Annotated in this window: 21 protein-coding genes and 1 pseudogene; 14 read left to right on the top strand and 8 right to left on the bottom strand. The window is 63.8% G+C overall.

The features are described 5' to 3' along the window. Positions 1-117: 117 nt before the first annotated feature. From AC3WJP_RS10365 to AC3WJP_RS10355, 3 genes are all read right to left on the bottom strand, one after another. Positions 118-987, bottom strand: a complete 870-nt coding sequence (locus tag AC3WJP_RS10365) for an isocitrate lyase/PEP mutase family protein (protein WP_493720820.1) — start codon at positions 985-987, stop codon at positions 118-120. 12 nt (positions 988-999) lie between these two features. Beyond that, positions 1,000-2,394, bottom strand: a complete 1,395-nt coding sequence (locus AC3WJP_RS10360; protein WP_493720819.1) for an MFS transporter — start codon at positions 2,392-2,394, stop codon at positions 1,000-1,002. 110 nt (positions 2,395-2,504) lie between these two features. After that, a complete protein-coding gene (locus tag AC3WJP_RS10355) occupies positions 2,505-3,194 on the bottom strand; it encodes a GntR family transcriptional regulator (protein WP_493720818.1) in 690 nt (229 codons plus the stop codon). A gap of 266 nt (positions 3,195-3,460) precedes the next feature. On the opposite strand from AC3WJP_RS10355, the gene AC3WJP_RS10350 reads away from it, so the two are divergent. Further along, positions 3,461-3,769 (top strand): putative quinol monooxygenase, encoded by a 309-nt coding sequence (locus AC3WJP_RS10350; protein ID WP_493720817.1) that lies wholly within the window; start codon positions 3,461-3,463, stop codon positions 3,767-3,769. A gap of 51 nt (positions 3,770-3,820) precedes the next feature. Here the strand turns inward: AC3WJP_RS10350 and AC3WJP_RS10345 are convergent, their stop codons facing one another. Continuing rightward, positions 3,821-4,525: a CerR family C-terminal domain-containing protein gene (locus tag AC3WJP_RS10345; RefSeq protein ID WP_493720816.1), complete on the bottom strand. Its 705-nt coding sequence runs from the start codon at positions 4,523-4,525 to the stop codon at positions 3,821-3,823. 108 nt (positions 4,526-4,633) lie between these two features. On the opposite strand from AC3WJP_RS10345, the gene AC3WJP_RS10340 reads away from it, so the two are divergent. Genes AC3WJP_RS10340 through AC3WJP_RS10330 form a run of 3 tightly spaced genes read left to right on the top strand, consistent with a single transcriptional unit; the run spans position 4,634 to position 8,737 of the window. After that, positions 4,634-5,752, top strand: coding sequence for an HlyD family secretion protein (locus AC3WJP_RS10340; protein WP_493720815.1), 1,119 nt, complete (start codon positions 4,634-4,636; stop codon positions 5,750-5,752). Further along, positions 5,745-7,316 carry an MDR family MFS transporter gene (locus tag AC3WJP_RS10335; RefSeq protein ID WP_493720814.1) on the top strand — a complete coding sequence of 524 codons (1,572 nt, stop codon included), beginning with the start codon at positions 5,745-5,747 and terminating at the stop codon, positions 7,314-7,316. Before AC3WJP_RS10340 ends, AC3WJP_RS10335 begins: the two co-directional genes overlap by 8 nt. Then, positions 7,313-8,737 (top strand): efflux transporter outer membrane subunit, encoded by a 1,425-nt coding sequence (locus tag AC3WJP_RS10330; RefSeq protein ID WP_493720813.1) that lies wholly within the window; start codon positions 7,313-7,315, stop codon positions 8,735-8,737. The genes AC3WJP_RS10335 and AC3WJP_RS10330 overlap by 4 nt, the downstream gene beginning before the upstream one ends. A 14-nt stretch (positions 8,738-8,751) precedes the next feature. Here the strand turns inward: AC3WJP_RS10330 and AC3WJP_RS10325 are convergent, their stop codons facing one another. Then, on the bottom strand, positions 8,752-9,615 hold the full coding sequence (locus tag AC3WJP_RS10325) for a methyl-accepting chemotaxis protein (protein ID WP_493720880.1): 864 nt from the start codon (positions 9,613-9,615) through the stop codon (positions 8,752-8,754). Continuing rightward, a pseudogene (locus tag AC3WJP_RS10320) lies at positions 9,610-10,377 on the bottom strand (MCP four helix bundle domain-containing protein); the annotation flags it as partial. The pseudogene AC3WJP_RS10320 and the gene AC3WJP_RS10325, both read right to left, overlap by 6 nt. A gap of 388 nt (positions 10,378-10,765) precedes the next feature. Between AC3WJP_RS10320 and glgX the strand changes: the two are divergent. Both glgX and AC3WJP_RS10310 read left to right on the top strand, forming a co-directional pair. Next, positions 10,766-12,952 (top strand): glycogen debranching protein GlgX, encoded by a 2,187-nt coding sequence (gene glgX, locus AC3WJP_RS10315; protein WP_493720879.1) that lies wholly within the window; start codon positions 10,766-10,768, stop codon positions 12,950-12,952. A 168-nt stretch (positions 12,953-13,120) separates the two neighbouring features. Beyond that, complete coding sequence (locus tag AC3WJP_RS10310; RefSeq protein WP_493720812.1) at positions 13,121-14,164, top strand: LacI family DNA-binding transcriptional regulator; 1,044 nt, start codon at positions 13,121-13,123, stop codon at positions 14,162-14,164. Between the two features lie 54 nt (positions 14,165-14,218). On the opposite strand, the gene AC3WJP_RS10305 is transcribed toward AC3WJP_RS10310, so the two are convergent. Together AC3WJP_RS10305 and AC3WJP_RS10300 are read right to left on the bottom strand one after the other, a co-directional pair. Continuing rightward, positions 14,219-14,533, bottom strand: a complete 315-nt coding sequence (locus AC3WJP_RS10305) for a HigA family addiction module antitoxin (RefSeq protein WP_493720811.1) — start codon at positions 14,531-14,533, stop codon at positions 14,219-14,221. 13 nt (positions 14,534-14,546) lie between these two features. Next, complete coding sequence (locus AC3WJP_RS10300; RefSeq protein WP_493720810.1) at positions 14,547-14,825, bottom strand: type II toxin-antitoxin system RelE/ParE family toxin; 279 nt, start codon at positions 14,823-14,825, stop codon at positions 14,547-14,549. Between the two features lie 356 nt (positions 14,826-15,181). On the opposite strand from AC3WJP_RS10300, the gene gudD reads away from it, so the two are divergent. The 8 genes from gudD (at position 15,182) to acnD (ending at position 26,442) form a co-directional block, all read left to right on the top strand. Next, entirely contained in the window at positions 15,182-16,534 is a 1,353-nt protein-coding gene (gene gudD / locus AC3WJP_RS10295; RefSeq protein ID WP_493720809.1) for a glucarate dehydratase, read from the top strand. A gap of 73 nt (positions 16,535-16,607) precedes the next feature. Further along, the gene (locus AC3WJP_RS10290) at positions 16,608-18,029 is read left to right on the top strand and encodes a sodium:solute symporter family protein (RefSeq protein ID WP_493720808.1); all 1,422 of its coding nucleotides are present in this window, start codon (positions 16,608-16,610) and stop codon (positions 18,027-18,029) included. 57 nt (positions 18,030-18,086) lie between these two features. After that, positions 18,087-19,037, top strand: coding sequence for a 2-hydroxyacid dehydrogenase (locus AC3WJP_RS10285; protein WP_493720807.1), 951 nt, complete (start codon positions 18,087-18,089; stop codon positions 19,035-19,037). A gap of 269 nt (positions 19,038-19,306) precedes the next feature. Beyond that, positions 19,307-20,710 (top strand): MFS transporter, encoded by a 1,404-nt coding sequence (locus tag AC3WJP_RS10280; RefSeq protein WP_493720806.1) that lies wholly within the window; start codon positions 19,307-19,309, stop codon positions 20,708-20,710. 100 nt (positions 20,711-20,810) lie between these two features. Beyond that, on the top strand, positions 20,811-21,521 hold the full coding sequence (locus tag AC3WJP_RS10275) for a GntR family transcriptional regulator (protein ID WP_493720805.1): 711 nt from the start codon (positions 20,811-20,813) through the stop codon (positions 21,519-21,521). Next, positions 21,518-22,408 carry a methylisocitrate lyase gene (prpB, locus tag AC3WJP_RS10270; RefSeq protein ID WP_493720804.1) on the top strand — a complete coding sequence of 297 codons (891 nt, stop codon included), beginning with the start codon at positions 21,518-21,520 and terminating at the stop codon, positions 22,406-22,408. The genes AC3WJP_RS10275 and prpB overlap by 4 nt, the downstream gene beginning before the upstream one ends. A 128-nt stretch (positions 22,409-22,536) precedes the next feature. After that, on the top strand, positions 22,537-23,664 hold the full coding sequence (gene prpC, locus AC3WJP_RS10265) for a bifunctional 2-methylcitrate synthase/citrate synthase (protein ID WP_493720803.1): 1,128 nt from the start codon (positions 22,537-22,539) through the stop codon (positions 23,662-23,664). A gap of 183 nt (positions 23,665-23,847) precedes the next feature. Further along, complete coding sequence (gene acnD / locus AC3WJP_RS10260) at positions 23,848-26,442, top strand: Fe/S-dependent 2-methylisocitrate dehydratase AcnD (RefSeq protein ID WP_493720802.1); 2,595 nt, start codon at positions 23,848-23,850, stop codon at positions 26,440-26,442. Positions 26,443-26,504 lie beyond the last annotated feature (62 nt).

Genomic DNA, 26,504 nt, shown 5'->3' with positions numbered 1-26,504 from the left:
GTGCCTCCACGCGGGAACCCCTCGCGCCAGCGAGGGGCCAATGGTGGGGGCGGCGACCCCAAGGCCGGCTCGAAAGCGGAACCACCCCGCCCAAACAGCGCCAGCATGATCCCCAGATCACTGAGCATGCTGACGATCAAACTCCCAGACCGCCGCAAACCCCATCAACTCGCACATCTTCTCGAACGAATACAGCTCATCCATATGCCCCACAGTCCCCTTGCGCGCCCGCAGCTCGCCGTAGACCTTGTGCAGCGCCTGAGCCATCGCAAGAAACCCGGATGCAGGATAAATGGCCAGCGAGAACCCCAGCCGCTGCAGCTCGGCAGGTGGTAATTGCGGCGTGCGCCCGCCTTCGACCACGTTCACCAGCAAGGGCGCATCGAAGCGCTTGCCGATCGTTTCAAGCTCCTGCTCGGATTCCGGCGACTCCAGAAACAGCACATCGGCGCCCGCCTCCAGATAGGCATCGCAGCGCCGCATCGCCTCATCCAGCCCCAACGAAGTACGCGCATCCGTGCGGGCGACGATCAGCATGTCCGGGTCTTGCCGCGCTTCGACCGCGACGCGAATCTTCTGCACCATGTCGCTCTGAGCGATCACTCGACGCCCCGGGGTGTGGCCGCATTTTTTCGGGAATTCCTGGTCCTCGAGCTGGATACCTGCCGCCCCTGCCCGCTCATAACCGCGCACGGTGTGAGCGACGTTCAGCAGGCCGCCGTAGCCGGTGTCTCCATCGCAGATGATCGGCGTCCGACTGGCCGCGCAAAAGGCCGTCACCCGGTTGATCATGTCGGTATAGGTAGCAATGCCCGCGTCGGCTTCACCCAGGTAGGACGCCACAGTGCCGAAGCCGGTCATGTACAGGCAGTCGAAGCCCAGACTGTCGGCCATGCGCACCGAAATCAAGTCGAACACGCCCGGCGCGACCACCAGCTGGTCGCCGGCCAGCTTGGCTTTCAATTGCTTTCTCAAGGATGAACTCATGACAACTCCCACTCAGTGATGAAGGTCTTTGGTAACGCCCATGGCATGCTCGGCACGAGTCCGCTCGGGTACCCGCACAGCAATGTCTTCAAGGGATCGGCGATTGGTTTCAACACCGAAGAAAAACAGCACCACGGCCATGATCAGCAAGGCACTGATGATCACCAACAGCACGTTTTCGATATTGCCCACGGCATACACGGCCACGACAATCTGCGGCGCCACGATGCCGGCGATGCGCCCCGCGGCGCCTGCCACACCACTGCCGCGCATGCGGTTTTCAGTGGCGAACAATTCCGGGATGTAGGTGGCGATGCCCAGCGCAACCAGCAAATAAGTCAGAGTAAACAGCACGAAACCCAGGCTCACGGCCATGGTAATGCTGGTCGACTGACCGTAGAACCAGCCCACCACTGCCGCAGCGAGAGAGATGACGATGATGCCGTTCTTGCGCCCGATACGATCGGCCAACAGCGCCCCGACCAAGGCACCCGCCGGCCCGCCCAGAGACATAAGCGCGGTGTAGCCCAAAGAAGCCTTGAGGTCGATGCCCTGGTGCAACAGGAAGGTCGGCACCCAGACGATAAACCCGTAGATGACGATATTGATCGCCACCTGGATGCAGATAGCGATCCAGGTCCGGCGCCGCAGCGCTCTCCCGAACAGCTCGCTCATGCGGGTCTTGCGGATCGGCGCGGCATAGGTCTCGGTGATCGGCGGCAGGGCCCGACCTTGCGCGGTCTCGGCTTCGATCTGCTCGAGGATCGCATTGGCCTCGCTGAAGCGGCCCTTGGACTCCAGCCAGCGCGGCGACTCGGGCATCTTTTTGCGCAGCACCCAGATCACCATCGCACCGATCCCGACAATGGCGAACATCGCCCGCCAGCCTAGGGTCGGGATCAGCAGGAAGCCGATGAACGTCGAAAAAAACAGCCCGGCGTTGGTGATCAGCGACAGATACGCTGACCATTTGCCGCGCACCGCCGGCGGGATGAACTCGCCAATCGAGCCATAGCCGACCACGATCTCGGCGCCCAGGCCCAACCCCATGATGAAGCGGCAGGCGATCAGCCATTCCATGTTCGGCGCGAAGGCACCCGCCAGAGAGGCCAGGCCAAAAATCGCCAGATTGAATTGATAAGTGAACTTGCGCCCTTTGGCATCGCCCAGGATGCCGGCGGCGACTGCGCCGATCAGCATGCCGATGAAAGTCGACGACAGGAACGCCGCATTGAGCATCAACGACGACCAACCGCTGCGCCCCAGTTCGCCGAGCACGCCGCCCGCCAGATACAGGTCGAAAGAGTCGAGGAACATGCCCCCGCCGATCAACCAGAGAATGCGCCGATGGAAGCTCGACGTGGGTAGCCGATCCAGCCGCGCACCTGCGTTTACAGTGCTGATCATGATGCAGTCTCCTGCCGTTTCTTATTGTTGTAATGGCCCCTGAGGGGCAGCCGATGCCGGTCCGTTTCGGCGCAGTGCTGATGGGCGATCCGCTAGCGCGCCCGCGCTTTTTATTCGGGGGCCTGATCGATGAAGGCGTGGTCGAGCCTGGCCATCAGCGAGGTCTGCGCCGCCAGAATGTGACAGCGCATCGCTGCCTCGGCCCAGGCTGAATTTCTCGCCTTGACCGCTTGCACTATCTCGATGTGCTGCCCAGCGCTGCGCTCGCGGTCGGTGTCGCGATAATTGGCGTAGGTCCACTTGATCAGCGGCACTTCCTTCATCGACTGCAGCGACTGGGACAGACGGCTATTGCCCGCGGCGCTGGTGAGGATGTCGTGGAAGCGCTTGTTGGTTTCGAACCAGCTGTCGGTGGGTTCGGCGTCGGGGCCGCGGCTGGCGATGACGCGCGTACGCTCGGCCAGTGCGTCGAGCTCGGCGATCTGCTCGGCAGTCACGCGCAGGGCGGCCTGGCCGACCAGGTAGGGTTCGATCAACAGACGGGATTCGAATATTTCTTCGACATCACGGATCGACCAACGCCGAACCCGAGCACCGCGGTTGGGCAGGACCTCGAGCCAGCCTTCGGCTTCGAGACGGCGAATCGCTTCACGCACCGGGGTACGGCTGACGCCGAGGTCTTCGGCGATGCGCGACTCGCGCAGGAACTCTCCGGGCACATAGCGGGCGTCGCTGATGGCCTGCTTGATCAGTGAATAGGGATCGTCGCTAGGGACGAGGGTGAGGTGCGAGGCAGACATCGTATACAACCTTCCGGTTAAATCCGGTTTTTATTGGTTTAAACGTGGAATTAAACGTAGGTTGTATGCAATTTGTTGTCAAGCAGGCGAGATCGTTTCATCGCCTTGCGAATGAAGATAGCGCTGAACGGTGCTTGCCGTGGGTGGGCGATTTCAATGGGGCTTATCGAGGAGGTCCCAGGAATCCTGGTGGTAAGGAGCGCATCTTTTCTGAATGAACGCCCCCCTGCGCCGGTCTCAAGCACTAACCCTGCGAGAGTACCCCCATGAATCTTCCCCTGAACGTCGTCGCCATCATGAAAGCCAAACCCGGCAAGCAAGCGCAGCTGCACACCCTGCTGCAGTCCGCACTGCCTCATTTCCAGCAGGAGCCGGGCTGTCAGGCCTATGCGTTGTTGGTCGATCTTGAGGACCCGACGCGTTTCGTCTCCTACGAAAGCTGGGACGACGAAGCGGCGCTGCAGGCCCATATGAAAGCGCCGACCCTGACCCATGCCATGCCGGTGCTGGAGGAGATCCTTGCAGAGCCCATGCAGCAGATTCGCTTGAGTCAACTGCCGGGCAGCACGGTTTAGCACACCCACTCAGCGCGGCGGCAGCAGTTGCGCCGCCGCGCCGCCGCAGGGTCATATGGCGTCGCGCTGGCGCACCAGGCCTTCCAGCGTAATGCGCGTCTGCGCCACCAGCAGGTCGCGCACACGCTCCATGCGTTCGCGGTCGATGCTGTCCCAGTCCAGCGCCTTCAGGACCTTGCGGCGCAGCACACGGAAGGCCATGGCCTGGCTGTTGATGGCGAAGGTGCGCAGGATGGTTTCCTCGTGCTGGGCCGGCATGCCGGTCAGACGGCCGACGATGGCGCAGGTCACGTCACCGATACGCCGGTGCACCGAGTTGTCGATACGCTCGAAAGCCGTGGCCGGACCCAGTTCAGCGTGCTCGCGGGCCATGAACTGCCGCCAGCTGGTCGACTGTGGGGTGTCATGAATGAACGCGAAGAAGCTGCCGAGTATCTGCAGATGCGCTTCGATCAACTGCTGGTCATCGACACCTGGCGCCGCCAGCAAGGCTTGCGCCGCCTCGACGAATGTCGCCACCTGCAGCCAGACGCGCTTGAGGATGTACTCGATGCAGGCGACGTAAACACCCTCTTTGTTATCGAAGTAGTACTGCAACGCCGGCGCGTTGACGCCGGCCGCCGAGGCGATCTCGCGGGTTGAAGCACCGTCGTAACCGCGCTCGCCGAAGATGCCCAGGGCCGCTTCGACGATGCGCTCCCGGGTCTCTTCACCGCGTTGGTAACCACCTTCAGCCGCTGGTTTGTGTCTTGCCATGGGAAAGGCTTCCGGATTTGAAATAGGCGCGAGGGCAAAAATATATCATTTGACAAAAATTCCACCAAACTCCAACTTATTCCACTTGGAATATTTTGGAGCACCTGCATGACCGCTCAGTCCACCGCGAGCCTGCCTGCCACCGCCCAGCAGCCCGCGCCGCCCTCACCCCCCGAGAAATCGAGCCGTGCCCGCTGGGCGCTGTTGTCGCTGCTGGTCGCTGCCCTGATCGCCGCCGTGCTGTGGGGCGGGCATTGGTGGCTGGTCGGGCGCTTTATCGAGAGCACCGATGACGCCTTCCTGCAAGCCGACAGCATGACCGTTGCGCCCAAAGTCGGCGGTTATATCGCCGAGGTGCTGGTGGCTGACAACCAGACCGTGACCGCCGGTCAGCCCTTGGCCCGCCTGGACGATCGCAAGTACCGCGCCGCCTTCGACGAAGCCCAGGCGACTGTCGCCGCGCGTCAGGCCGATGTGGCCAAGGCCGAGGCCGACCTGGTCCAACAGGATGCCAGCATCGCCCAGAGCCGCGCCGACATGCAGGGCGCTCAAGCCGATGCCGGCCATGCCAAGGCGCAGGTGCAGCGTTACGCACCGCTGGCCCGTTCGGGCGCGGAGACCGAAGAGCGCCTGGCCGATCTGCAAAATGACCTGGCCCGCGCCAGCACCAGCCTGACCGCCCGTCAAGCCGCCCTGCGCGCCAGCCAGACCCGCGTCGGCACCCTGCAGGCGCAACTGCTGCAGGCCCGCGCGCAACTGGCGATGGCCCAGGCCAGCGCCACCCAGGCCGGCCTCGACCTGGAAGACACCACGGTGCGTGCGCCCATCGATGGCCGCGTCGGCGACCGCAGCGTGCGCGTCGGGCAATTCACCCAGCCCGGCACACGCCTGCTGACCGTGGTGCCGGTGCAGGCGTTGTACCTGACCGCCAACTTCAAGGAAACCCAGATCGGTGGCATGCGCCCCGGACAGAGCGCCACCGTGCACGTCGATGCCCTCTCCGGCCGCGACCTCGTGGGCCACGTCGACAGCATCACGCCGGGCACCGGCTCGCAGTTCGCCTTGCTGCCGTCGTCCAATGCCACCGGCAATTTCACCAAGATCGTCCAGCGCGTACCCGTGCGCATTCAGGTCGACATCCCCGACGATGTGCGTCAGGTGCTGGTGCCAGGCCTGTCGGTCAACGTCGACGTCGATATCCGCAGCCAGGGCCACGACCGTGGCTGACGCCTTGCCCCCCGCCGGCGCCGACAAACCCGCCAACGCCTCGATCACCGACTGGATCGCCGTGGCCGCTGGTTCGCTGGGCGCGCTGCTGGCCACCCTGGACATTTCCATCACCAACTCGGCGCTGCCGCAGATCCAGGGGCAGATTGGCGCCACCGGTACCGAGGGCACCTGGATTTCTACCGGCTACCTGCTCTCGGAAATCGTCATGATTCCGTTGGCGGCGTGGCTGACGCGGGTCTTCGGCCTGCGTCGTTTCCTCATGGCCATGGCGGTGCTGTTCACCCTGTGCTCGATGTACTGCGGCCTGTCCAACAGCCTCACGGCGATGATCATCGGCCGGATCGGCCAGGGCTTTGCCGGTGGCGCGATGATCCCGACCGCCCAGACCATCATCCGTACCCGCCTGCCCGCACACCAGATGGCGATCGGCATGACGATGTTCGGCCTGACCGTGCTGCTCGGCCCATTGATGGGCCCGGTGGTGGGCGGCTGGCTGACCGAAAACGCCAGTTGGCGCTGGTGTTTCTTCCTCAACCTGCCGGTGAGCGCGGCGCTGATCACCTTGCTGTGGACCGGGCTCACCTCCGACAGGATGGACCTTGAGCAGTTCTTCAAGGCCGACTGGCTGGGCATCCTCGGCCTGGCGCTGGGGTTGAGCTCGCTGACCGTGGTGCTTGAGGAAGGGCAACGCGATCACTGGTTCGAATCGACCATGATCACCACCCTCTGCGTCTTGATGGCGATCGGCTTCGTGCTCATCGCCGCCGGCCAGTTCACCGCCAAAAAGCCTATTGTGCGCCTGGCCCTGCTGCGCAATCCGCGTTACGCCAGCGTCATCATCATTGTCGCGGCGGTGGGCGCCGGGCTGTACGGCGTGTCGTATCTGCTGCCGCAGTTTCTCGGAACCGTCGCTGGCTACAACGCCCAGCAGGCCGGTGGAATCATGCTGCTGTCGGGGGCGCCGGCGTTCTTGCTGATGCCGTTCTTGCCGACCCTGCTCAACCGCTACTCGGCACGGGCGCTGGTGTGCATCGGCCTGCTGCTGTATTTCGCCAGTTGCATGCTCGACATCAGCCTCACCGCCGACAGCGTCGGCCATGACTTCTATCTGTCGCAGATCCTGCGGGGCTTCGCCCAGATGCTGGCGATGATGCCGCTCAACCAGGCCTCGATGGCGGCCGTCGAGGCCCACGAGGCCGGTGACGCGGCGGGCCTGTACAACATGGCGCGCAACCTCGGCGGCTCGATCGGCCTGGCCTTGCTCGGCGTGTTGATCGACCGCCGCAGCCACTATCACGACGAGGTCATCCGCGAGTCCCTGAGCGCCAACAGCAGCATCGGCCAGGAGCACATCGCCAGCAGCAGCGCGTCGTTCCTGGCGCAAAGCGGTGATGCTGCCCTGGCGCAACTGCAAGCCTACGCGCAGCTGGCCAGCACCATCGCCCGCGAGGCGACCGTCATGACCTACAACGAATCCTTCTTCTTGCTGGGCCTGGCGTTGCTGGCCTGCGTGCCCTTGGCATTGACCCTGAAGAAGCGCCCGGCGAGTTTGAAGAAATGATCCAGCGTTCTCTGATGTCGACCCTGATTCTCATGGCCCTGGCCGGCTGTACAGTAGGCCCGGATTACCAGGGTGCGCCGGCCGTGGGCGAGCACACGGTGCAAGCCGGGCGCCTGCCCCACGCACCTCAGGAGCAGCCCGGCGCACCCGCCGTCGCGCAGTGGTGGCAGCGCCTGGCCGACCCTGAGCTGGATGCGCTGATCAGCGCGGCACTGGCGCACAACCCGGACATCGCCTCCTCCCGCGCCGCCTTGCAGCAGTCGCGCGCGGGCTTGCGCAGCCAGCAGGCGAGCGGCATGCCTAAAGCCAGCCTGAGCGCCAACATGCTGCGCACGCGCTCCCCGGATATATCGTCGTTCACCGGCGGTGAAGGGGGCGGCGGCCGCGGGCCCCTGAGCCTGTATCTGACGGACTTCGATGCCAGCTGGGAAGTGGACATGTTTGGTGGCACCCGCCGCGCCATCGAAGCGGCCTCGGCCAGCAGCGATGCCGCCGCCGCACAACTGGCCGATGCCCAGGTGCAACTGACCGCCGAGGTCACTCAAGCCTACGTAGGGCTGCGCGAACAGCAGGCGCGCCTGGCCCTGGTGGATGCCAGCGCCGAGCTTGAGGCCCAGGTGCTCGACCTGACCCAGCAACGTCGCAGCCGTGGCGTCGCTTCGCAGTTGCAGCTCGAACAGGTCCTGACCCAGGAACAGACCACCCGCTCGCAACGCCTGCCGCTGCAGGCGCAGATCATCGAGTCCCAGGATCAACTGGCCGCCCTGTGCGGCTTGGAGCCGGGTGAACTCGACGCCCGCCTCGGTCCGGTCAAGGCGCTGCCGAGACTGCCTGCGCAACTGCCGATCGCTGACCCCGGCGCGCTGCTCAAGCAGCGTCCGGACATCCGCGCCGCCGAGCGCCAGCTGGCCTCGAGCAACGCTCAGATTGGCGAAAAGACCGCAGACTGGTTCCCCAAGCTGAGCCTGATGGGTGACCTGGGATTCTCCGCAGGCGACCCCTCGCACCTGGTGCGCAAGGATAACGGCACCTGGCTGGCCCTGCCGCGTCTGACCTGGAACGCCCTGGATTTCGGCCGCGTGCAGGCCAGCGTCGACAGCGCCAAGGCCGGTCGCGATCAGGCCGAGGCGCAATACCGCGGCGTGGTGCTGGGGGCCTTGCGCGATGCCGATGTGGCCTTGTCGCGCTACGGCCATGACCGCCAGAACCTGGCGCTGTTACGCAGCATCGAAGCCTCCGCCGCCCGCGCCGCCGACCTCACCCGTGAACGCTATCGCGCCGGCACTGCCAGCACCCTGGACTGGCTGGACGCCGAACGCACGCGCTTCGACGCCGAGCAGAATCGCATCGGCGGCGACGCGCAGCTGCTCAAGGACTTTGTCTCGCTGCACAAGGCACTCGGTCTGGGTTGGCAGTCGTGAGCGGGTGACCCGAATCAGACCTTGAAGCGCGCCACCACCTGATTCAACTCCATCGCCAGGCGTGCCAGCTCGTGGCTGGAAGCGCTGATCTGATTGGCGCCCGAAGACGACTGTACCGACAGGTCGCGGATGTTGACGATGTTGCGGTCCACTTCTCGCGCCACCTGGGCCTGCTCTTCGGCGGCACTGGCGATCACCAGATTGCGTTCGGAGATCTCGTTGATCGACGTGGCGATACGGCTCAAAGATTCGCCCGCACCCTGCGCCAGGGCCAAGGTCGAGCCGGCTCGCTCACGGCTGATCTGCATCGACGCCACCGCCTCACTGGAGCCGCTGCGCATCGCCGAGACCATGCTGTCGATTTCGAGCGTCGATTGCTGAGTACGATGGGCCAAGGCGCGCACTTCATCGGCGACGACGGCAAAGCCGCGCCCCGATTCGCCGGCGCGAGCGGCTTCGATGGCGGCGTTGAGCGCCAGCAGGTTGGTCTGTTCGGCGATGGCGCGGATCACGTCCAGCACCTTGCCGATGTCCTGGGAACGGTCGGCGAGGTTCTGCACCAGCACCGAGGTTCCCTGAACCTGGGTCGACAGGTTTTCGATCGACTGAACCGTCTGCAGCACGCGGCTCTGGCCATCCTGAGCGGCACTATTGGAGTCGCTGGAGGCCTGTGAGGTGGACACCGCATTACGCGCCACCTCGTCCACCGCCGAGGACATCTCGGTGACGGCCGTTGCCGCCTGTTCGATTTCGGCATTCTGCTGATGCAGGCCGCGATGGCTGTCTTCGGTGACGTTGTTCAGCTCGGTGGCCGCCGAGGTCAACTGGCTGGCCGAGTCGTTGATCAGCCGCAGGGTACTGCGCAGGTTGCCTTGCATCTGTTCGAGGGCGCGCTGCAGGCGCGTGATTTCGTCCTGGCCGTCGACGTGAATGAGTTGCGTGAGGTCACCGGCCGCCACTTGCTCGGCAGCCCGGACGGCACCTTCAAGGGGACGAATGATGCTGCGGGTCAGCCATAGAGCAAGGATCACGGTCGCGATGCCGGCCAGCAGGATGAATGCCAGCACGACATTGCGCGATTGGTCGTATTGGCTCTTGGCGGCCTGGCCTTGCAGGTCGACCTGCTTCTGATAGTAGTCACCCAGGTCGGCGAGCTGCTTGCCGGAGCCATCGACCACCACCTTCATGTCCACCAGCAGCAGCTTGTTCAGCGCCGCCATGTCGCCGCGCTCGGCGATCACGAATGACTGCGCCAGGCCTTGCTGGTATTCGCCCAGGGTCTTGCGAAAGGCGGCGTCGAGGGCGGATTCTTGCGGCGTGTCGACGAACTTGCTGAACGTCTGCAGGCGCTCGGCCAACTGCTGGCTGCGGGCATCCATCTGGCTGCGATAGGTGCTGATGTTCTTGGGGTCCGGGTCGAGCGCCATGCGCAGCGAGATGGTGCGGATGCGCAACATGGCCTCACGGATGTCCCCCACTACGCGAAGGCTCGGCAGCAGGTCGGTCTCGACCTGTACCTCGCTTTGGCGGATGTCGGACATCTGGCTCATGGCGAACCAGCCCAACAGGGCCACAAGCAGCGAAATCAGGGTAAAACCGATGCCCGCGCGGCGGGCGATGGTCAAATTGCGTAGGTTCATGACCGAAGGCTCATTATTGTTAAGGGGGTCGACGACGCAAAAGTCATCGTACGACCTCAACAGTATCGGCGGATCATGACGCGACTTGAGGCCTTACACCTGCGCCAATCCCACCCAGCGCGACTCGCGCGCTTGCTGCGCAAGGAGTGCTCGTTCATCAAGATGAGTGCCTTTTACGGAATATTATTTCGCTCTATGAATTGACAGAATATTTTTTCTTTATTTTCAACCCACACAAAGCGCCAATGTCGCCTCGCCTGCGACGGCACTTAAATTTTCTGAACTGTCGGACTCGGCCAGCGCTCTACCTATCACGCAGCGTCCGCCTGGCGTTCGCGGCTTTCTTGCCGCGACTCAATTTGACTGAAGAGCTATGCCCATGAACACGATGACGCTTGATGGCGGGGTTTCGAGTGCCGCCGAGACTGCTTTCCAGAACAAAACCCAATCCCGTGTCCAGGAAGGTCAGCCCTATCCGCTGGGCGCCACCTGGGACGGCTCGGGAGTCAACTTCGCGATCTTTTCCGCCCATGCTACAAAGGTCGAGCTGTGCTTGTTCGACGCCGAGGGCAAGGAAGAAATCGAACGTATCGAACTGCCGGAATTCACCAACGAGATCTGGCACGGCTATCTGCCCAACGCCCGCCCCGGCACCCTGTACGGCTATCGCGTGCACGGTCCGTACGAGCCGCAGAACGGCCATCGCTTCAACCATCACAAGCTGCTGATCGACCCCTACGCCAAGCAGATCGTCGGTGAACTGCAGTGGGACGATGCGCTGTTCGGCTACACCATCGGCCACCCCGATGCGGACCTGTCGTTCGATGAGCGTGACAGCGCCCCGTTCATGCCCCGTTGCCGGGTGATCGATCCGGCATTCACCTGGGGCAACGTGCCCAAGCCCAGCGTGCCTTGGGACAAGACCATCTTCTACGAGACCCACGTGCGCGGCTTCACCAAGCAGCACCCGGGCGTGCCGGAAGAAGTGCGCGGTACCTTCGCTGCCTTCCATGAAAGCGATGTGGTGGACTACATCAAGTCCCTGGGCGTGACCTCGGTCGAGCTGATGCCCATCCACTACTTCCTCGACGACAATCACCTGCTGGAAAAGGGCCTGCACAACTATTGGGGCTATAACACCCTGGCGTTCTTCGCGCCCCATGCACGCTACATGGCCGGGCAGTCGATCGGCGAGTTCAAGGTGATGGTCTCGCGCATGCACAAGGCGGGGCTGGAGGTGATTCTCGACGTGGTCTACAACCACACCGCCGAAGGCAACGAAATGGGCCCGACGCTGTCGCTCAAGGGCATCGACAACGCCAACTACTATCGACTGATGCCGGATGATGCACGGTATTACATCAACGATACCGGCACCGGCAACACCCTCAACATGAGTCACCCTTGCGTATTGCAGATGGTCACCGACTCGCTGCGCTACTGGACCCAGGAAATGGGTGTCGACGGCTTCCGCTTCGACCTGGCGACGATTCTCGGCCGCGAACCCCACGGCTTCGACGAAGGCGGTGGTTTCCTCGACGCCTGCCGTCAGGATCCGGTGCTCAACGGCATCAAGCTGATCGCCGAGCCTTGGGACTGCGGCCCCGGTGGTTATCAGGTCGGCAACTTTCCGCCCGGCTGGATGGAGTGGAACGATAAATTCCGCGATATCTCCCGCGCCTTCTGGAAAGGCGACGACGAGCAGATCGGCGACTTCGCCAAGATCTTGCTGGCCTCGGGTGATCAGTTCAACCAGCGTGGGCGCAAACCGTCTTCGTCGGTGAACTTCATCACCGCCCACGACGGCTTCACGCTCAACGACCTGGTGTCGTACAACGAGAAGCACAACGAAGCCAATGGCGAAGACAACCGCGACGGCCATTCCGACAACCGCTCATGGAACTGCGGTGTCGAAGGCGAGACCGACGACCCGGAAATCATCGAGCTGCGCTACCGGCAGATGCGCAACCTGCTGGCGACCTTGTTCCTCGCTCAGGGCACTCCGATGCTGCTGGCCGGCGATGAGTTCGCGCGCACCCAGGGCGGCAGCAACAATGCCTATTGCCAGGACAGCGAAATCGGCTGGATCAACTGGGAAATCAGCGAGAAGAGCGCCGAGCTGCAGGACTTCACCCGCTACTTGATCGACCTGCGCAAACGTTATCCGCTGCTGCGCCGCAACCGGTTCTTCACCGGCATGTACAACGAGCAGCTGGACATCAAGGACGTCACCTGGCTACAGCCCAGCGGCGAAGAGATGGGCAGCGACCAGTGGAGCGATGGCAACAACCGCTGCATGGGCATACTCCTCGATGGCCGCGCGCAGCCGACCGGGATTCGCAAGGCCGGCGCCGATGCGTCGCTGCTGATCATCGTCAACGCGCACTATGACGTGGTGGATTTCGTCTTGCCGCAAGTGCCACAGGGTCAGCATTGGCTGTTGCAACTGGACACCAATCAGCCGGATCTGGATGCGGGTGACAAGTTCGAGTTCGGCAGCAGTTATCAAGTGACCGGGCGCTCGACCTTGCTGTTCGAGATGGCGGTGAGCAAGAAGAAGCGCCGCGCTTCGTGATGTCGCCGTAGCGAGGGGGCTTGCCCCCGAAAAGCCCTCCTGACGCAACTCTTGCGCGGGAGAGACATTTTCGGGGCAAGCCCCCTCGCTACTTTCGGATTGCCATAGCACCCTCCCTGCCGATGCGGCTACGATGCCATTCAATACGTGCCCGCAGCAGGATCCCCAGTGGTAAAAAAATCCAGACGCGAACTGGCCTCTCTCGACGCCGTCGCTCGCGATATCCCCCTGACCCTCGCCGATGTCGCCCGCCATGCCGGGGTTTCGACCATGACCGCCTCGCGCGCCCTGAGTCGTCCGGAACTGGTCAGCCAGAGCACCCGCGACAAAGTCCTCGAATCGGTACAGACCCTCGGCTACGTGCCCAACCTCTTGGCCGGCAGTCTGGCGTCGAGCAAAAGCCGCCTGGTGGCCATCCTGCTGCCGACCATCAGCCACTCGCTGTTCGCCAATACCGTGCAAGCCATCATGGATCGCCTCACCGAGGCCGGCTATCAAACGCTGCTGGGCCCCACCGGCTATTCCCCGGAGAAGGAGCAGGCACTGCTCGAAGCCATCCTCGGTCGGCGCCCCGACGGTATCGTCCTGACCGGCTCGCTGCACACCCCAGCCAGCCGCGCGCGTCTGGCCAGCGCCAGCATCCCGGTGGTCGAAGCCTGGGACCTGAGCGATCAGCCGCTGGACATGCAAGTGGGATTTTCTCATGAGGCCGTGGGTGCGGCCTTGGCCACGCACTACCTGAACAAGGGCTATCGACGCTTCGCCGTGATCACCGCCGATGACCCCCGTGGCCATCGACGCTGCCAGGCGCTGGTTCGCCAGTTGGCGCAAAGCGGCATCAGCGAGGTGCCGGTGCAAGTGATGCCGCTGCCGGCCACCTGGCAACTGGGGCGCGAAGGCCTGCGCCAACTGCTTGCCTTGCCATCACCACCGCAGCTGGTGCTGTGCAGCTCGGACACCATTGCCCTGGGCGTGCTGGCCGAGGCCGCCAGCCTGGGCCTGCGCGTGCCCGAGCAACTGGCGGTGGTGGGCTTCGGCGACTTGAACGAAGCCAGTTTCGCCCATCCGTCATTGTCCACGGTGAGCATCAATGCCGCGCAAATGGGCCTGCAGGTGGCCGAAGCGCTGCTGGGGAGATTCGCCGATGGGCAGTGCAACCGCGGGCTGGCGGTGGACACTGGATTCGTGTTGCAGGATCGCGGCAGTAGCTGAGCTTGAAAAACCGTGGCGCCGTTATCGCGACCACGGTTTGTCGTTTGCGCGAGTTCAGCCATTGACCGGCGATGCCACCTCGGCCAGCGCCACATCGAGCCGCGCGATAGCGGGAACGTCGCGATGCTGCGCCTGCCACAGGTCGTAGGCGGCCTGCTCCGCCAGATACATGCGCGCACTGCCCAGGCCGGCCATCTCCAGGCGCCAGGCCAGATCGGCGGAAATCGCCGCGCGGCAGTTGAGCACCGTCGACAGCTGCCCCCGGGAATAGCCCAGATGCTCGGCCAGCGCGGTGATCGTCATCTTGATCGCCGGTAGCACGTCTTCGCGCAGCGCCTCGCCGGGGTGGGGGGGGTTGAACATCACCATGGTCCTGCTCCTGTCAGTGGTAGTCGAGATAATCGACCAGTTCTACGTCGACGCCATCGAAACGGTAGATGAGGCGCCAGTTGCCCGACACCGAAACCGACCAGAAATCCGTCAGATCACCTTTGAGCAGGTGCAGGCGATTTCCGGGACGGTCCATGTCCTGGGGCACTGTGGCTTGGTCGAGCGCCGCCAACAGACGGCGCAGCCGAGCCACGTGATCGACCCTCACACCGCGCGTACTGCCGCTGGTGTACAGGGTCTTCAGTCCTTTGTGTCGGAAAGTCTTGATCATGAGCGAGTGTAAGGTATCACATTACATTGAGCAACCATTTCGTAAGGCCATGCCTTACGCCTGACCAGATATCCGCCCTGCCCGAAAGCCGACCGATGATCAGCATTCGCGCAAGATATCCGGGCGACTTCACCCGCTAGCCGCCGCTCAGTAAATGCCAGAAATCGCCTCCCGCTGCTCAGGGAGAGTGTTCCTTCAGGTTTCTACGTTGCGACAGGGCAGAACAATTCTGACGGTCGGGCTTGAATGATAGCGCTATCAGTATATTATCTACCTTCATAGTTGTACGATGACGTACGATATGCACTCGGACGTCTGCTGCGCCTTTCGACACCACCGACGAGCACCCAATAACAATGAATGCACTGACTCAGCACACCCAGACCGGCACCCCCGTCATCACCGAGCTGCAAGTGGTACCGGTGGCCGGGCACGACAGCATGTTGATGAACCTCAGCGGCGCCCACGGCCCCTGGTTCACCCGCAACGTGGTGATCCTCAAGGACAGCGCCGGCCATATCGGCGTCGGCGAGGTCCCCGGCGGCGAAGCCATCCGCAAGACCCTCGAAGATGCCCGCCCACTGGTGGTCGGCGCGTCCATCGGCCGTTATCAGAACATCCTCGAACAGGCCCGTAGCGCTTTTGCCGATCGCGATGTCGGTGGCCGCGGCCTGCAGACCTTCGACCTGCGCATCGCCATCCATGCCGTCACCGCCCTGGAGGCTGCCCTCCTCGATTTGCTCGGCCAGCATCTGGATGTGCCGGTCGCCGCCCTGCTCGGTGAAGGCCAGCAACGCGATGCCGTGGAAATGCTCGGCTATCTGTTCTACGTCGGCGACAGCAGCCGGACCGACCTGCCCTATCGCCGCGAAGACGACGCCGATAATGCCTGGTTCGCCCGCCGTCACCACCCGGCCCTGACGCCGGAAGCGGTGGTCGAACTGGCCGAGGCCGCCTACCAGCGCTACGGCTTCAAGGACTTCAAGCTCAAGGGCGGCGTGCTTGCCGGCGGCGCCGAGATCGAAGCGGTGACGGCCCTGCACGAGCGCTTCCCGGACGCGCGCATCACCCTCGATCCGAATGGCGCCTGGTCCTTGAAAGAAGCCATCAGCCTGTGCCGCGATCAACATCGGGTGCTGGCCTACGCCGAAGATCCCTGCGGTGCCGAGAACGGCTATTCCGGCCGCGAAGTCATGGCCGAGTTCCGCCGTGCCACCGGCCTGCGCACCGCCACCAACATGATCGCCACCGACTGGCGCGAAATGGGCCATGCCATCCAGCTGCAATCGGTGGACATCCCCCTCGCCGACCCGCATTTCTGGACCATGCGCGGTTCGGTGCGGGTGGCACAGATGTGCAACGAATGGGGCCTGACCTGGGGCTCGCACTCCAACAACCACTTCGATATCTCGCTGGCGATGTTCACCCATGTGGCTGCGGCCGCGCCGGGCAAGATCACCGCCATCGACACCCACTGGATCTGGCAGGACGGCCAGCGTCTGACCAAGGCCCCCCTGCAGATTGAAGGAGGCCTGGTGCAGGTGCCGAAAAAACCCGGGCTGGGCATCGAGCTCGACTGGGACGCCCTCGCCGCCGCCAACCAAACCTACAAGGGCATGGGCCTGGGCGCGCGCAACGATGCGGTGGCCATGCAATACCTGATTCCCGGTTGGCAGTTCGACGCCAAGCGTCCCTGCCTGCAACGCTGAGCCGCCGCACCGCATCACCGCTACAGCCATCCAATAACAATGTTCGACCATTCTCACGAATGAGGAGACCGCAATGGATACAAGAATAATGATCATCCTGGCCCTGACGGCAGGCTACTTTGTGGTGATGTCGTGCATCGGCTACGGCGTGCGCAAGCATGCCAAGAGCAGCGATGGATTCACCGGCGGCGGACGCAGCTTTCCGCCGTTCCTGATCGGCGCCCTGCTGTTGTCGGAATTCATCGGCAGCTCGGTCAGCATCGGTACCGCGCAAAAGGGCTTCGAAGCGGGAATATCGGCGGCCTGGAACCTGGTGGCGCTGGCCCTGGGTTTCCTGCTGCTGGCGCTTGTCCTGGCGAAGAAGTACCGCGAGACCGGCCTCAACACCATCTCCGGCATCCTGGCGCAGAACTACGGCCAGGGCGTGCGCTACGCAGCGTCGATCCTGACCATCTGCGCCCTGAGCATCGTTTCGGTGGCGCTCTATGCCAGCGGCGGCGCGGTGCTGGCGGCGGTGCTGAACATCGACAAGACCCTGGCGATCCTGCTGGTGGGCGTGGTCACGGTGTTCTACGTGAGCCTGGGCGGCATGCGCTCGGTGGTGTACACCAACTTCATCCACGCCACCATCAAGTACGTCGGTATCGTCCTGGCGCTAGTGTTCGCTCTCAAGGCCAGCGGCGGCATCGCCAACCTGCAGGCCAATCTGCCGAGCAAGATGTTCGACCTCACCGGGGTGGGCTGGGGGCAGATCTTCGCGTGGATGATCGGCGGTATCGGCTCGATCTTTGCGACTCAGTACGTGATTCAGGCGCTGGTCAGCACCAAGGATGAAAAGACCTCCAAGCGCGCGTGCTTCTACGTGTCGTCGTTGATGATTCCGTTCGGCCTGATGGCCGCCACCATCGGCATGTGCAGCGCTTTTCTGTACCCGGGCATCAAGTCCATCGACGCCTTCCCGGCGCTGATCGCGCACATGCCCACCTACTCTGCCAGCCTGGTGGTGATCGGCCTGGCCGGCGCGCTGTTCGGCGGTATCTCGGCCAACACCCTGGCTTCGGCCACGCTGGCCTTGAAGGATTTCTACGACCCATTCTTCAACAAGGAAAAGAACGATCTCAAATCGGTAATCTTCGTCAAGATCGCCATCGTGGTGATCGGCTTTCTGCCGTTGGTGCTGGCCCTGTACGCCGACAAGATCCTGCTCATCGCCTTCCTCGGCAAGGCCCTGCGCGCCACCCTCGCGGTAATAGTGCTGATGTGCTTCTATGCACCGAAGTTCGGTACGCCCCGCGGTGCGCTGGCCGGGGTGATCCTTTCGGTGATCTCGACCATCGGCTGGTTCGTGGCGGGCAATCCCTACGGCATCGACAGTTCGTACTTCGCGCTGTTCGCACCGATCCTGACCATGTGCATCGCCCATCTGTTCAAGGGCAAAGAGGCTACACTGAGCACGCCGCCGGAACCCGCGCAGTTGAGCCCCGCTCGCCGCTGACGACGGTTTCTCATTCATTCCGGCCCCGATGTCGGGGCCGCCGCAACGGAGTCAAGCATGACCGCAAGCAAAGCCGATGTACTGGCCTGGGCCGAACTGAACCCTTCGCTCATGGCCAATCTGCGCCGCGACTACACCGTGCACCTGCGCAACGAAATCACCGACCTGGCCAGCTGGGGCGATACCCACGGCAGCAAGATCAAGGCCGTGGTCACCACGGGCGCTTTCGGTACTGAAATCGACGTGCTCGAGCGCCTGCCCAATCTGCAGGTGGTGACCAGCTTCGGGGTCGGCTACGACCCCATCGACATCGATTATCTGGCCGAGCGCGGCATCCCGGTCAGTAACACCCCGGACGTACTCAACAACGCCGTCGCCGAAACTGCTCTGGCGCTGATGCTGGGCCTGACCCGCCGCATCCCCGAGGCCGATCGCTTCGTGCGTGCGGGCGCCTGGCCTACCGGCAAGTTCCCACTGGGCCGACAGCTGACCGGCAAGACCTGCGGCATCGTCGGGCTGGGCAAGATCGGCAAGACCATCGCCAAACGCGCCGCGGCGTTCGAGATGGAGATCGCCTATTACCGCCGCGGCCAGCCCTACAGCGATGTCGACTACACCCATTACAGCGACCTGGCGGAACTGGCCAAGGTCTCTGACTATCTGGTACTGATCGTTCCGGGCGGCGCTCAGACTCAACACCTGGTCAACCGCGAGATTCTTCAGGCGCTGGGCAAGGACAGCTATCTGGTGAACGTGGCCCGGGGTTCGGTGGTGGACGAACAGGCCCTGATCGCGGCCTTGCAAGCTGGCGAAATCGCCGGCGCCGCGCTGGACGTGTTCGAGGACGAGCCCAACGTACCGCCGGCATTGTTCGCCATGGACAACGTGGTGCTGGCCCCGCATATCGGCAGCGGCACCCATGAGACGCGGCAGGCGATGGCGGATCTGGTGTTCGCCAATCTGCAGCAGTTTTTTGCCGATGGTACGTTGATCACCCCGGTGGGCTAGGCTTACCAACCCTCTAGCGAGGGGGCTTGCCCCCGATACGGTATGACAGTCGCTGATCCTGTGCCTGTTACACCGTATCGGGAGCAAGCCCCCTCGCCACAGGGGAACATCGTCGGCTGACCGTTTAGCGATAACCCCGCGTTATCAGTTACTGAACATTTACCATTGGTACTTATCGTACCCAGCTTCTAGCGTGAAGGCCTCGCCTGCATGCGTCCTCGACTGTCGTTCGGCCCTGCAGGTCTATAAAAACAACAGCGAGGCCCGCCATGCTCCCCCATGCCACCCCAGCCGTCACCCCGCCCGATGCCAAACAACTGCGCCGCGCCATTTTCACCGGCGCAGTCGGCAGTGCCCTGGAATACTACGACTTCGCCATCTACGGCCTCGCTTCGGCGCTGGTCTTCGGGCATATCTTCTTCCCCTCCCTGGGCACCACGGGTGCACTGCTGGCCAGCTTCGCCACCTATGGCGCGGGGTTTCTGGCCCGACCGTTCGGCGGCCTGTTCTTCGGTTCGCTGGGCGATCGCAAAGGGCGCAAGCTGGTGCTGTTGCTGACCATCGGCCTGATGGGCCTGGCCACTACCGCCATCGGCCTGCTGCCCACTGGCAGCATCGGCGCCGTATTGCTGGTGCTGTTGCGCCTGCTGCAGGGCTTTGGTGCCGGCGCCGAACAGACCGGCGCCGCCACCCTGATGGCCGAACTGGCTCCGGCCAAGCGCCGCGGCCTGTATTCGGCCCTGCCCTTTATCGGTGTATTCAGCGGCCTGGCGCTGGCCACGGTGACCTTTCGGGTGATGCAGGCCCTGCTCACTCCCGAAGAGATCATCGCCTGGGGCTGGCGCCTGCCGTTCCTGGCCAGCGTGGTACTGATCGTCATGGCCATCTGGATTCGCCTGAAGCTCAAGGAGAGTCCGGTGTTCAAGCAACTGGCGGAATCAGAGAACGTCATTGCCTCGCCAATGCGCTCGGTGCTGCGCAACGCTCGCCGGCCGCTGCTGGCCACCACCCTGATGCGCATGGCCGAAACCGGGTCGTCAACGCTTTACACCACGGTATCGATCGCCTTTCTCACCAGCTTTGCCGCCCAGCATGCGGCCAATGGCGGTGCCGGCCTGGGGACCATCGGCACCAACGCGGTGTTGCTGGCGAGTGTGGCCAGCGTCATCACCACGCCGCTGTTCGGCGCCTTGTCGGATCGCATCGGGCGTCTGGCGGTGTACCGCGGCGGGGCGATATTCGCTGCCCTGTGGGCCTTCCCGGCCTGGTGGATGATCGACACCGGCCAGCAAGGCTGGGTCACTCTGGCCACCGTCGGCGGCTTCGCCATTGGCGCCAACAGCATGCTCGGGGCGCAGTGCGCGCACTTCACCGAACTGTTCGGCAACCGCTATCGCTACTCGGGCGTGGCCCTGTCGCGGGAGGTCGGGGCGATGCTGTCGGGCGGCATCGTGCCGATCCTGGGGATTTTCCTGGTGGGGATCACTGGCGGCGCCTATTGGGTGCTGGCGGTGTACACCCTGGTGTTGGCGATGTTGACCTTGATCGGCACCTGGCTCTCGGTCGAAACCCGCGGCCGCGATCTCACTGACCTGGCCGATGCCGTGGGCAGCGGCGCGGCCCTCACCGCCGAAGAACGCCAACGTTCGGTCACGCCGGCGTGGGAGCGTTAATGGCTTAGCCGATACGGATTGTCGACACTAGCGCATATTAATTTGACTTGAAGCGCCTCAATGATTAGTTTCAAGGCATTCAAATCATAATGTGTCGACAATGTCTGACCAGATAGAAATCCCCAGCGCCGATTCGGCCACCTTGGCGGAAAACATTTTCCGCCGCATCCAGGCGGCCATCGTCGGCGGCGAGATCGCCCCGGGCAGCAAGATTTCCGAGCCAGAACTCGCCCGCACCTACGGCATCAGCCGCGGGCCGCTGCGCGAAGCCATTCACCGCCTTGAAGGCCAGCGCCTGCTGGTTCGCGTGCCCCATGTCGGCGCGCGGGTGGTGTCGCTCGACCGCGCCGAACTGATCGAACTCTATGAAATCCGCGAATCCCTCGAAGGCATGGCCTGCCGGCTGGCAGCCGAGCGCATGACCCTGGAGCAGATCGACGAACTGCGCCGCGTGCTCGATACCCATGAACGCGATGCCGCCTTTCAGGCCGGCGTCGGCTACTACCAGCAGGAGGGCGATTTCGACTTCCACTACAAGATCATCCAGGGCAGCGGCAACCGCACCCTTACGCAGATGCTCTGCGGCGAGCTGTACCAACTGGTGCGCATGTACCGCATCCACTTCTCGGCCACGCCCAACCGTCCGCGCCAGGCCTTCACCGAACACCATCGCATCCTCGATGCCATTGCCGATCGCGACGGCGAGCTGGCCGAGCTGCTGATGCGCCGGCATATCGCTGCATCCAAACGCAACGTCGAGCGTCACTACCAGGACGCCCCCCATAACAACAGCCTACGAGGTGAGTCATGAGTCAGCCCAACAGCCCCGGCCAGCGCTTTCGCGATGCCGTCGCCAGCGAACGGCCCCTGCAGGTGGTCGGTGCCATCAACGCCAACCACGCCCTGCTCGCCAAGCGTGCCGGATTCAAGGCCATTTACCTGTCCGGTGGCGGTGTCGCCGCCGGTTCCCTGGGCCTGCCGGATCTGGGCATCAGCGGGCTGGACGACGTGCTCACCGACGTGCGGCGCATTACCGATGTCTGCGACCTGCCGCTGCTGGTGGATGTCGACACCGGCTTCGGCTCCTCGGCCTTCAATGTGGCGCGCACGGTCAAGTCGATGATCAAGTTCGGCGCGGCGGCCATGCACATCGAGGATCAGGTCGGCGCCAAGCGCTGTGGCCATCGGCCGAACAAGGAGATCGTCTCTCAGCAGGAGATGGTCGATCGTATCAAGGCAGCGGTGGATGCCCGCACCGACGACAGCTTCGTGATCATGGCGCGTACCGACGCCCTGGCAGTGGAAGGCCTGGAGTCCGCTCTGGAGCGCGCCGCCGCCTGCATCGAAGCCGGTGCCGACATGGTGTTCCCCGAAGCCATCACCGAGCTGGACATGTACAAGCTGTTCGCCGCGCGGGTGAAGGCGCCGATCCTGGCCAACATCACCGAGTTCGGCGCTACGCCGTTGTACACCGTGGACGAGTTGCGCAGTGCCGATGTGTCGCTGGTGCTGTACCCGCTGTCGGCGTTCCGGGCGATGAACAAGGCCGCCGAAAATGTCTATGCCGCGCTGCGCCGCGACGGCACGCAAAAGAACGTGATCGACACCATGCAGACACGCATGGAGCTGTACGACGCGATCGACTACCACGTGTTCGAACAAAAGCTCGATGCGTTGTTCGCGCAGAAGAAAGCTTGAACGTCAGCAGCCTGTAGGGGGGATAGCCCCCGAACCATGAGCCCCAGGCAGATAGCAGCGCTTTTCAGGGGCGAGCCCCCTCGCTACAGATGCACAAGCGGACATAACAACAAGATTGGAGAACTGAGATGGCTGAAGCAAAAGTATTGAGCGGCGCCGGCCTGCGCGGCCAGGTCGCCGGGCAGACCGCGCTGTCCACCGTGGGACAGGCAGGTGCCGGCTTGACCTACCGGGGTTACGACGTCCGCGAGCTGGCCGAGCACGCGCGCTTCGAAGAAGTTGCCTACCTGCTGCTGTACGGAGAGCTGCCGACCCAGGTCGAGCTCGACGCCTACCTGAGCAAACTCGGCGCCCTGCGCGAGCTGCCGGTGGCGCTCAAGGAAGTGCTCGAGCGCATCCCCGCCGATGCCCACCCGATGGACGTGATGCGCACGGGCGCATCGTTCCTCGGCAACCTGGAGCCGGAAACCTCCTTCGAGCAGCAGCGCGACGCCACCGACCGCCTGCTGGCGCTGTTCCCGGCAATCATGTGCTACTGGTACCAGTTCAGCCACCACGGCAAGCGCATCGACTGCAACACCGGCGAGGCCTCGATCAGCGGCCATTTCCTGCACCTGCTGCATGGCAAGACGCCGAGCGAGCTGCACCGCAAGGTCATGGACGTGTCGCTGATTCTGTACGCAGAGCACGAATTCAATGCCTCGACCTTCACCGCCCGGGTCTGCGCCTCGACCCTGTCGGACCTGCACTCCTGCATCACCGGCGCCATCGGCACCCTGCGCGGCCCCTTGCATGGCGGCGCCAACGAAGCGGCCATGGCGATGATCGAGAAGTTCTCCTCGGCCGACGACGCCGTCAAAGGCACCTTGGCCATGCTCGAACGCAAGGACAAGATCATGGGCTTCGGTCATGCCGTCTACCGGGACAGCGATCCGCGTAACGAGGTGATCAAGGTGTGGTCGAAAAAGCTCGCCAGCGAGGTCGGCGACACCGTCATCTACCCAGTGTCGGAAGCGATCGACAAGACCATGTGGGAGCAGAAGAAACTGTTCCCCAACGCCGACTTCTATCACGCCTCGGCCTATCACTTCATGGGTATCCCGACACCGCTGTTCACACCGATTTTCGTCTGTTCGCGGTTGACCGGCTGGGCCGCGCACGTGTTCGAGCAACGCGCCAACAACCGCATCATCCGCCCGAGCGCCGAGTACACCGGGGTGGAGCACCGCAGCTATGTGCCGATCGGCGAGCGCTGAGTCGGCGGGCTGCGCGGGTGCCCTCGCGCACGCTTTCGCAGGCAAGCCTTGCTCCCACATTGCACACTGCTCCGATGGCGTACACCTGTGGGAGCGAGGCTTGCCCGCGAAGAGGCCAGCCGCCACACCGACCAGCGCCCCCCATAAGCGCCCAGCCCCATTACCGTGAGCGAGCCCCAGACCATGAACACTGAGTACCGCACCAACCTCCCCGGCACCCCACTGGACTACTTCGACGCCCAGGCGGCAGTCGATGCGCTCCAGCCGGGCGCCTACGCCACCCTCCCCTACACTTCACGGGTGCTCGCCGAAAACCTGGTGCGCCGCTGTGACCCGAGCACCCTCCAGGCTTCGCTGACCCAGTTGATCGAGCGCAAACGCGATCTCGATTTCCCGTGGTTCCCTGCGCGGGTGGTGTGCCACGACATCCTCGGCCAGACCGCCCTGGTCGACCTCGCCGGCCTGCGCGACGCCATCGCCGATCAAGGCGGTGATCCGGCCCAGGTCAACCCGGTGGTGCCCACGCAACTGATCGTCGATCACTCGCTGGCCGTGGAGAGCGGCGGCTTCGACCCTGACGCCTTCGAAAAAAACCGCGCCATCGAGGACCGCCGCAACGAGGACCGCTTCCACTTCATCAACTGGACCAAGAAGGCCTTCAAGAACGTCGACGTGATCCCGCCCGGCAACGGCATCATGCACCAGATCAACCTGGAGAAAATGTCGCCGGTGATCCAGGCCCGCGAGGGCGTGGTGTTTCCCGATACCTGCGTGGGCACCGACAGCCACACGCCCCACGTCGATGCGCTGGGGGTGATCGCCATCGGGGTCGGCGGTCTGGAAGCCGAAAGCGTGATGCTCGGCCGCGCCTCCTGGATGCGCCTGCCGGATATCATCGGCGTCGAGCTAAGCGGCAAGTTGCAACCTGGGATCACCGCCACCGACATGGTCCTGGCCCTGACTCAATACCTGCGTCAGCAAAAGGTCGTCGGCGCCTGGCTGGAGTTCTATGGCGCCGGCGCCTCGGCGCTGACCCTGGGCGATCGCGCGACAATCTCCAACATGGCCCCGGAGTACGGCGCCACTGCGGCGATGTTCTACATCGACCAGCAGACCATCGACTACCTCAAGCTCACCGGCCGCGAAGACCAGCAAGTGCAGTTGGTCGAGCAGTACGCGCGCCTCACCGGGCTGTGGGCCGACAGCCTCGCCAGCGCCGAATACGAGCGCGTACTGCGCTTCGACCTGTCCAGCGTGGTGCGCAACATGGCCGGCCCGAGCAACCCCCACGCGCGGATGGCCACCAGCGAACTGGCCGCCAAGGGCATCGCCGGGCACTGGGACGAGGTGCCCGGGCAGATGCCCGATGGCGCAGTGATCATCGCTGCCATCACCAGCTGCACCAACACCAGCAACCCGCGCAACGTCATCGCCGCCGGGCTGATCGCACGCAACGCCAATCGCCTGGGCCTGACGCGCAAGCCGTGGGTCAAGTCGTCGCTGGCGCCGGGTTCGAAAACCGTGGCGCTGTACCTCGACGAAGCCGGGCTGACCAGCGAACTGGAGCAATTGGGCTTCGGCGTCGTGGCCTTTGCCTGCACCACCTGCAATGGCATGTCCGGGGCGCTGGACCCGGTCATCCAGCAAGAGATCATCGAGCGCGATCTGTATGCCACGGCGGTGCTCTCGGGCAACCGCAATTTCGACGGGCGCATCCACCCCTATGCCAAGCAGGCGTTCCTCGCCTCGCCGCCGCTGGTGGTGGCCTACGCCATTGCCGGTACCATCCGGTTCGACATCGAGAAAGACGTACTGGGCATCGACCCCCAGGGCAACGAAATTCGCCTCAAGGACATCTGGCCCAGCGACGAAGAGATCGATGCGGTGGTCAAGTCCTCGGTCAAGCCCGAGCAGTTCCGCCAGGTCTATATCCCCATGTTCGCCATCCATGAAGACACCGGCCCCAAGGTCGCGCCGTTGTATGCATGGCGGCCGACGAGTACCTACATCCGCCGCCCGCCGTACTGGGAAGGCGCCCTGGCCGGCGAACGCAGCCTGACCGGCATGCGCCCGCTGGCGGTGCTGCCGGACAACATCACCACCGATCACCTGTCGCCATCCAACGCCATCATGCTCGACAGCGCTGCCGGTGAGTACCTGGCGAAAATGGGCCTGCCCGAGGAAGACTTCAACTCCTACGCCACCCACCGCGGCGACCACCTGACCGCCCAGCGCGCGACCTTCGCCAACCCCAAGCTGTTCAACGAGATGGTGGTCGAGAACGGCAAGGTCAAACAGGGTTCCCTGGCCCGGGTCGAACCGCAGGGCGAGGTGATGCGCATGTGGGAAGCGATCGAAACCTACATGGCGCGCAAGCAGCCGCTGATCATCATTGCCGGCGCCGACTATGGCCAGGGCTCGTCCCGCGACTGGGCAGCCAAGGGAGTGCGGCTGGCAGGCGTGGAGGCGATCGCGGCAGAAGGCTTCGAGCGCATTCACCGTACCAATCTGGTAGGCATGGGCGTGTTGCCGCTGGAGTTCCAGCCGGGCACCGATCGTCACACGCTGGCCATCAACGGCACCGAGACCTTCGACGTGATCGGCCGACGTACCCCGGGGGCGACCTTGACGCTGGTGCTGACGCGACGCAACGGCGAGCGCCTGGATGTGCCGGTCACCTGCCGCCTGGATACCGCCGAGGAAGTCTCGATCTACGAGGCCGGCGGCGTGCTGCAGCGCTTTGCCCAGGACTTCCTGGAGTCATCGGCGGTGGCGTGATTTTGTAGAGCCCGCAAGGGCCCCTTCGTGGGCAAGCCCAGCTCCTGCACAGTCGTACACCT

It is taken from the genome of Pseudomonas sp. GW821-FHT01A09 (genome assembly GCF_058986725.1).
The sequence above is the reverse complement of the archived record's forward strand: the minus strand, read 5'-3'. Positions and strand labels throughout refer to the sequence as shown.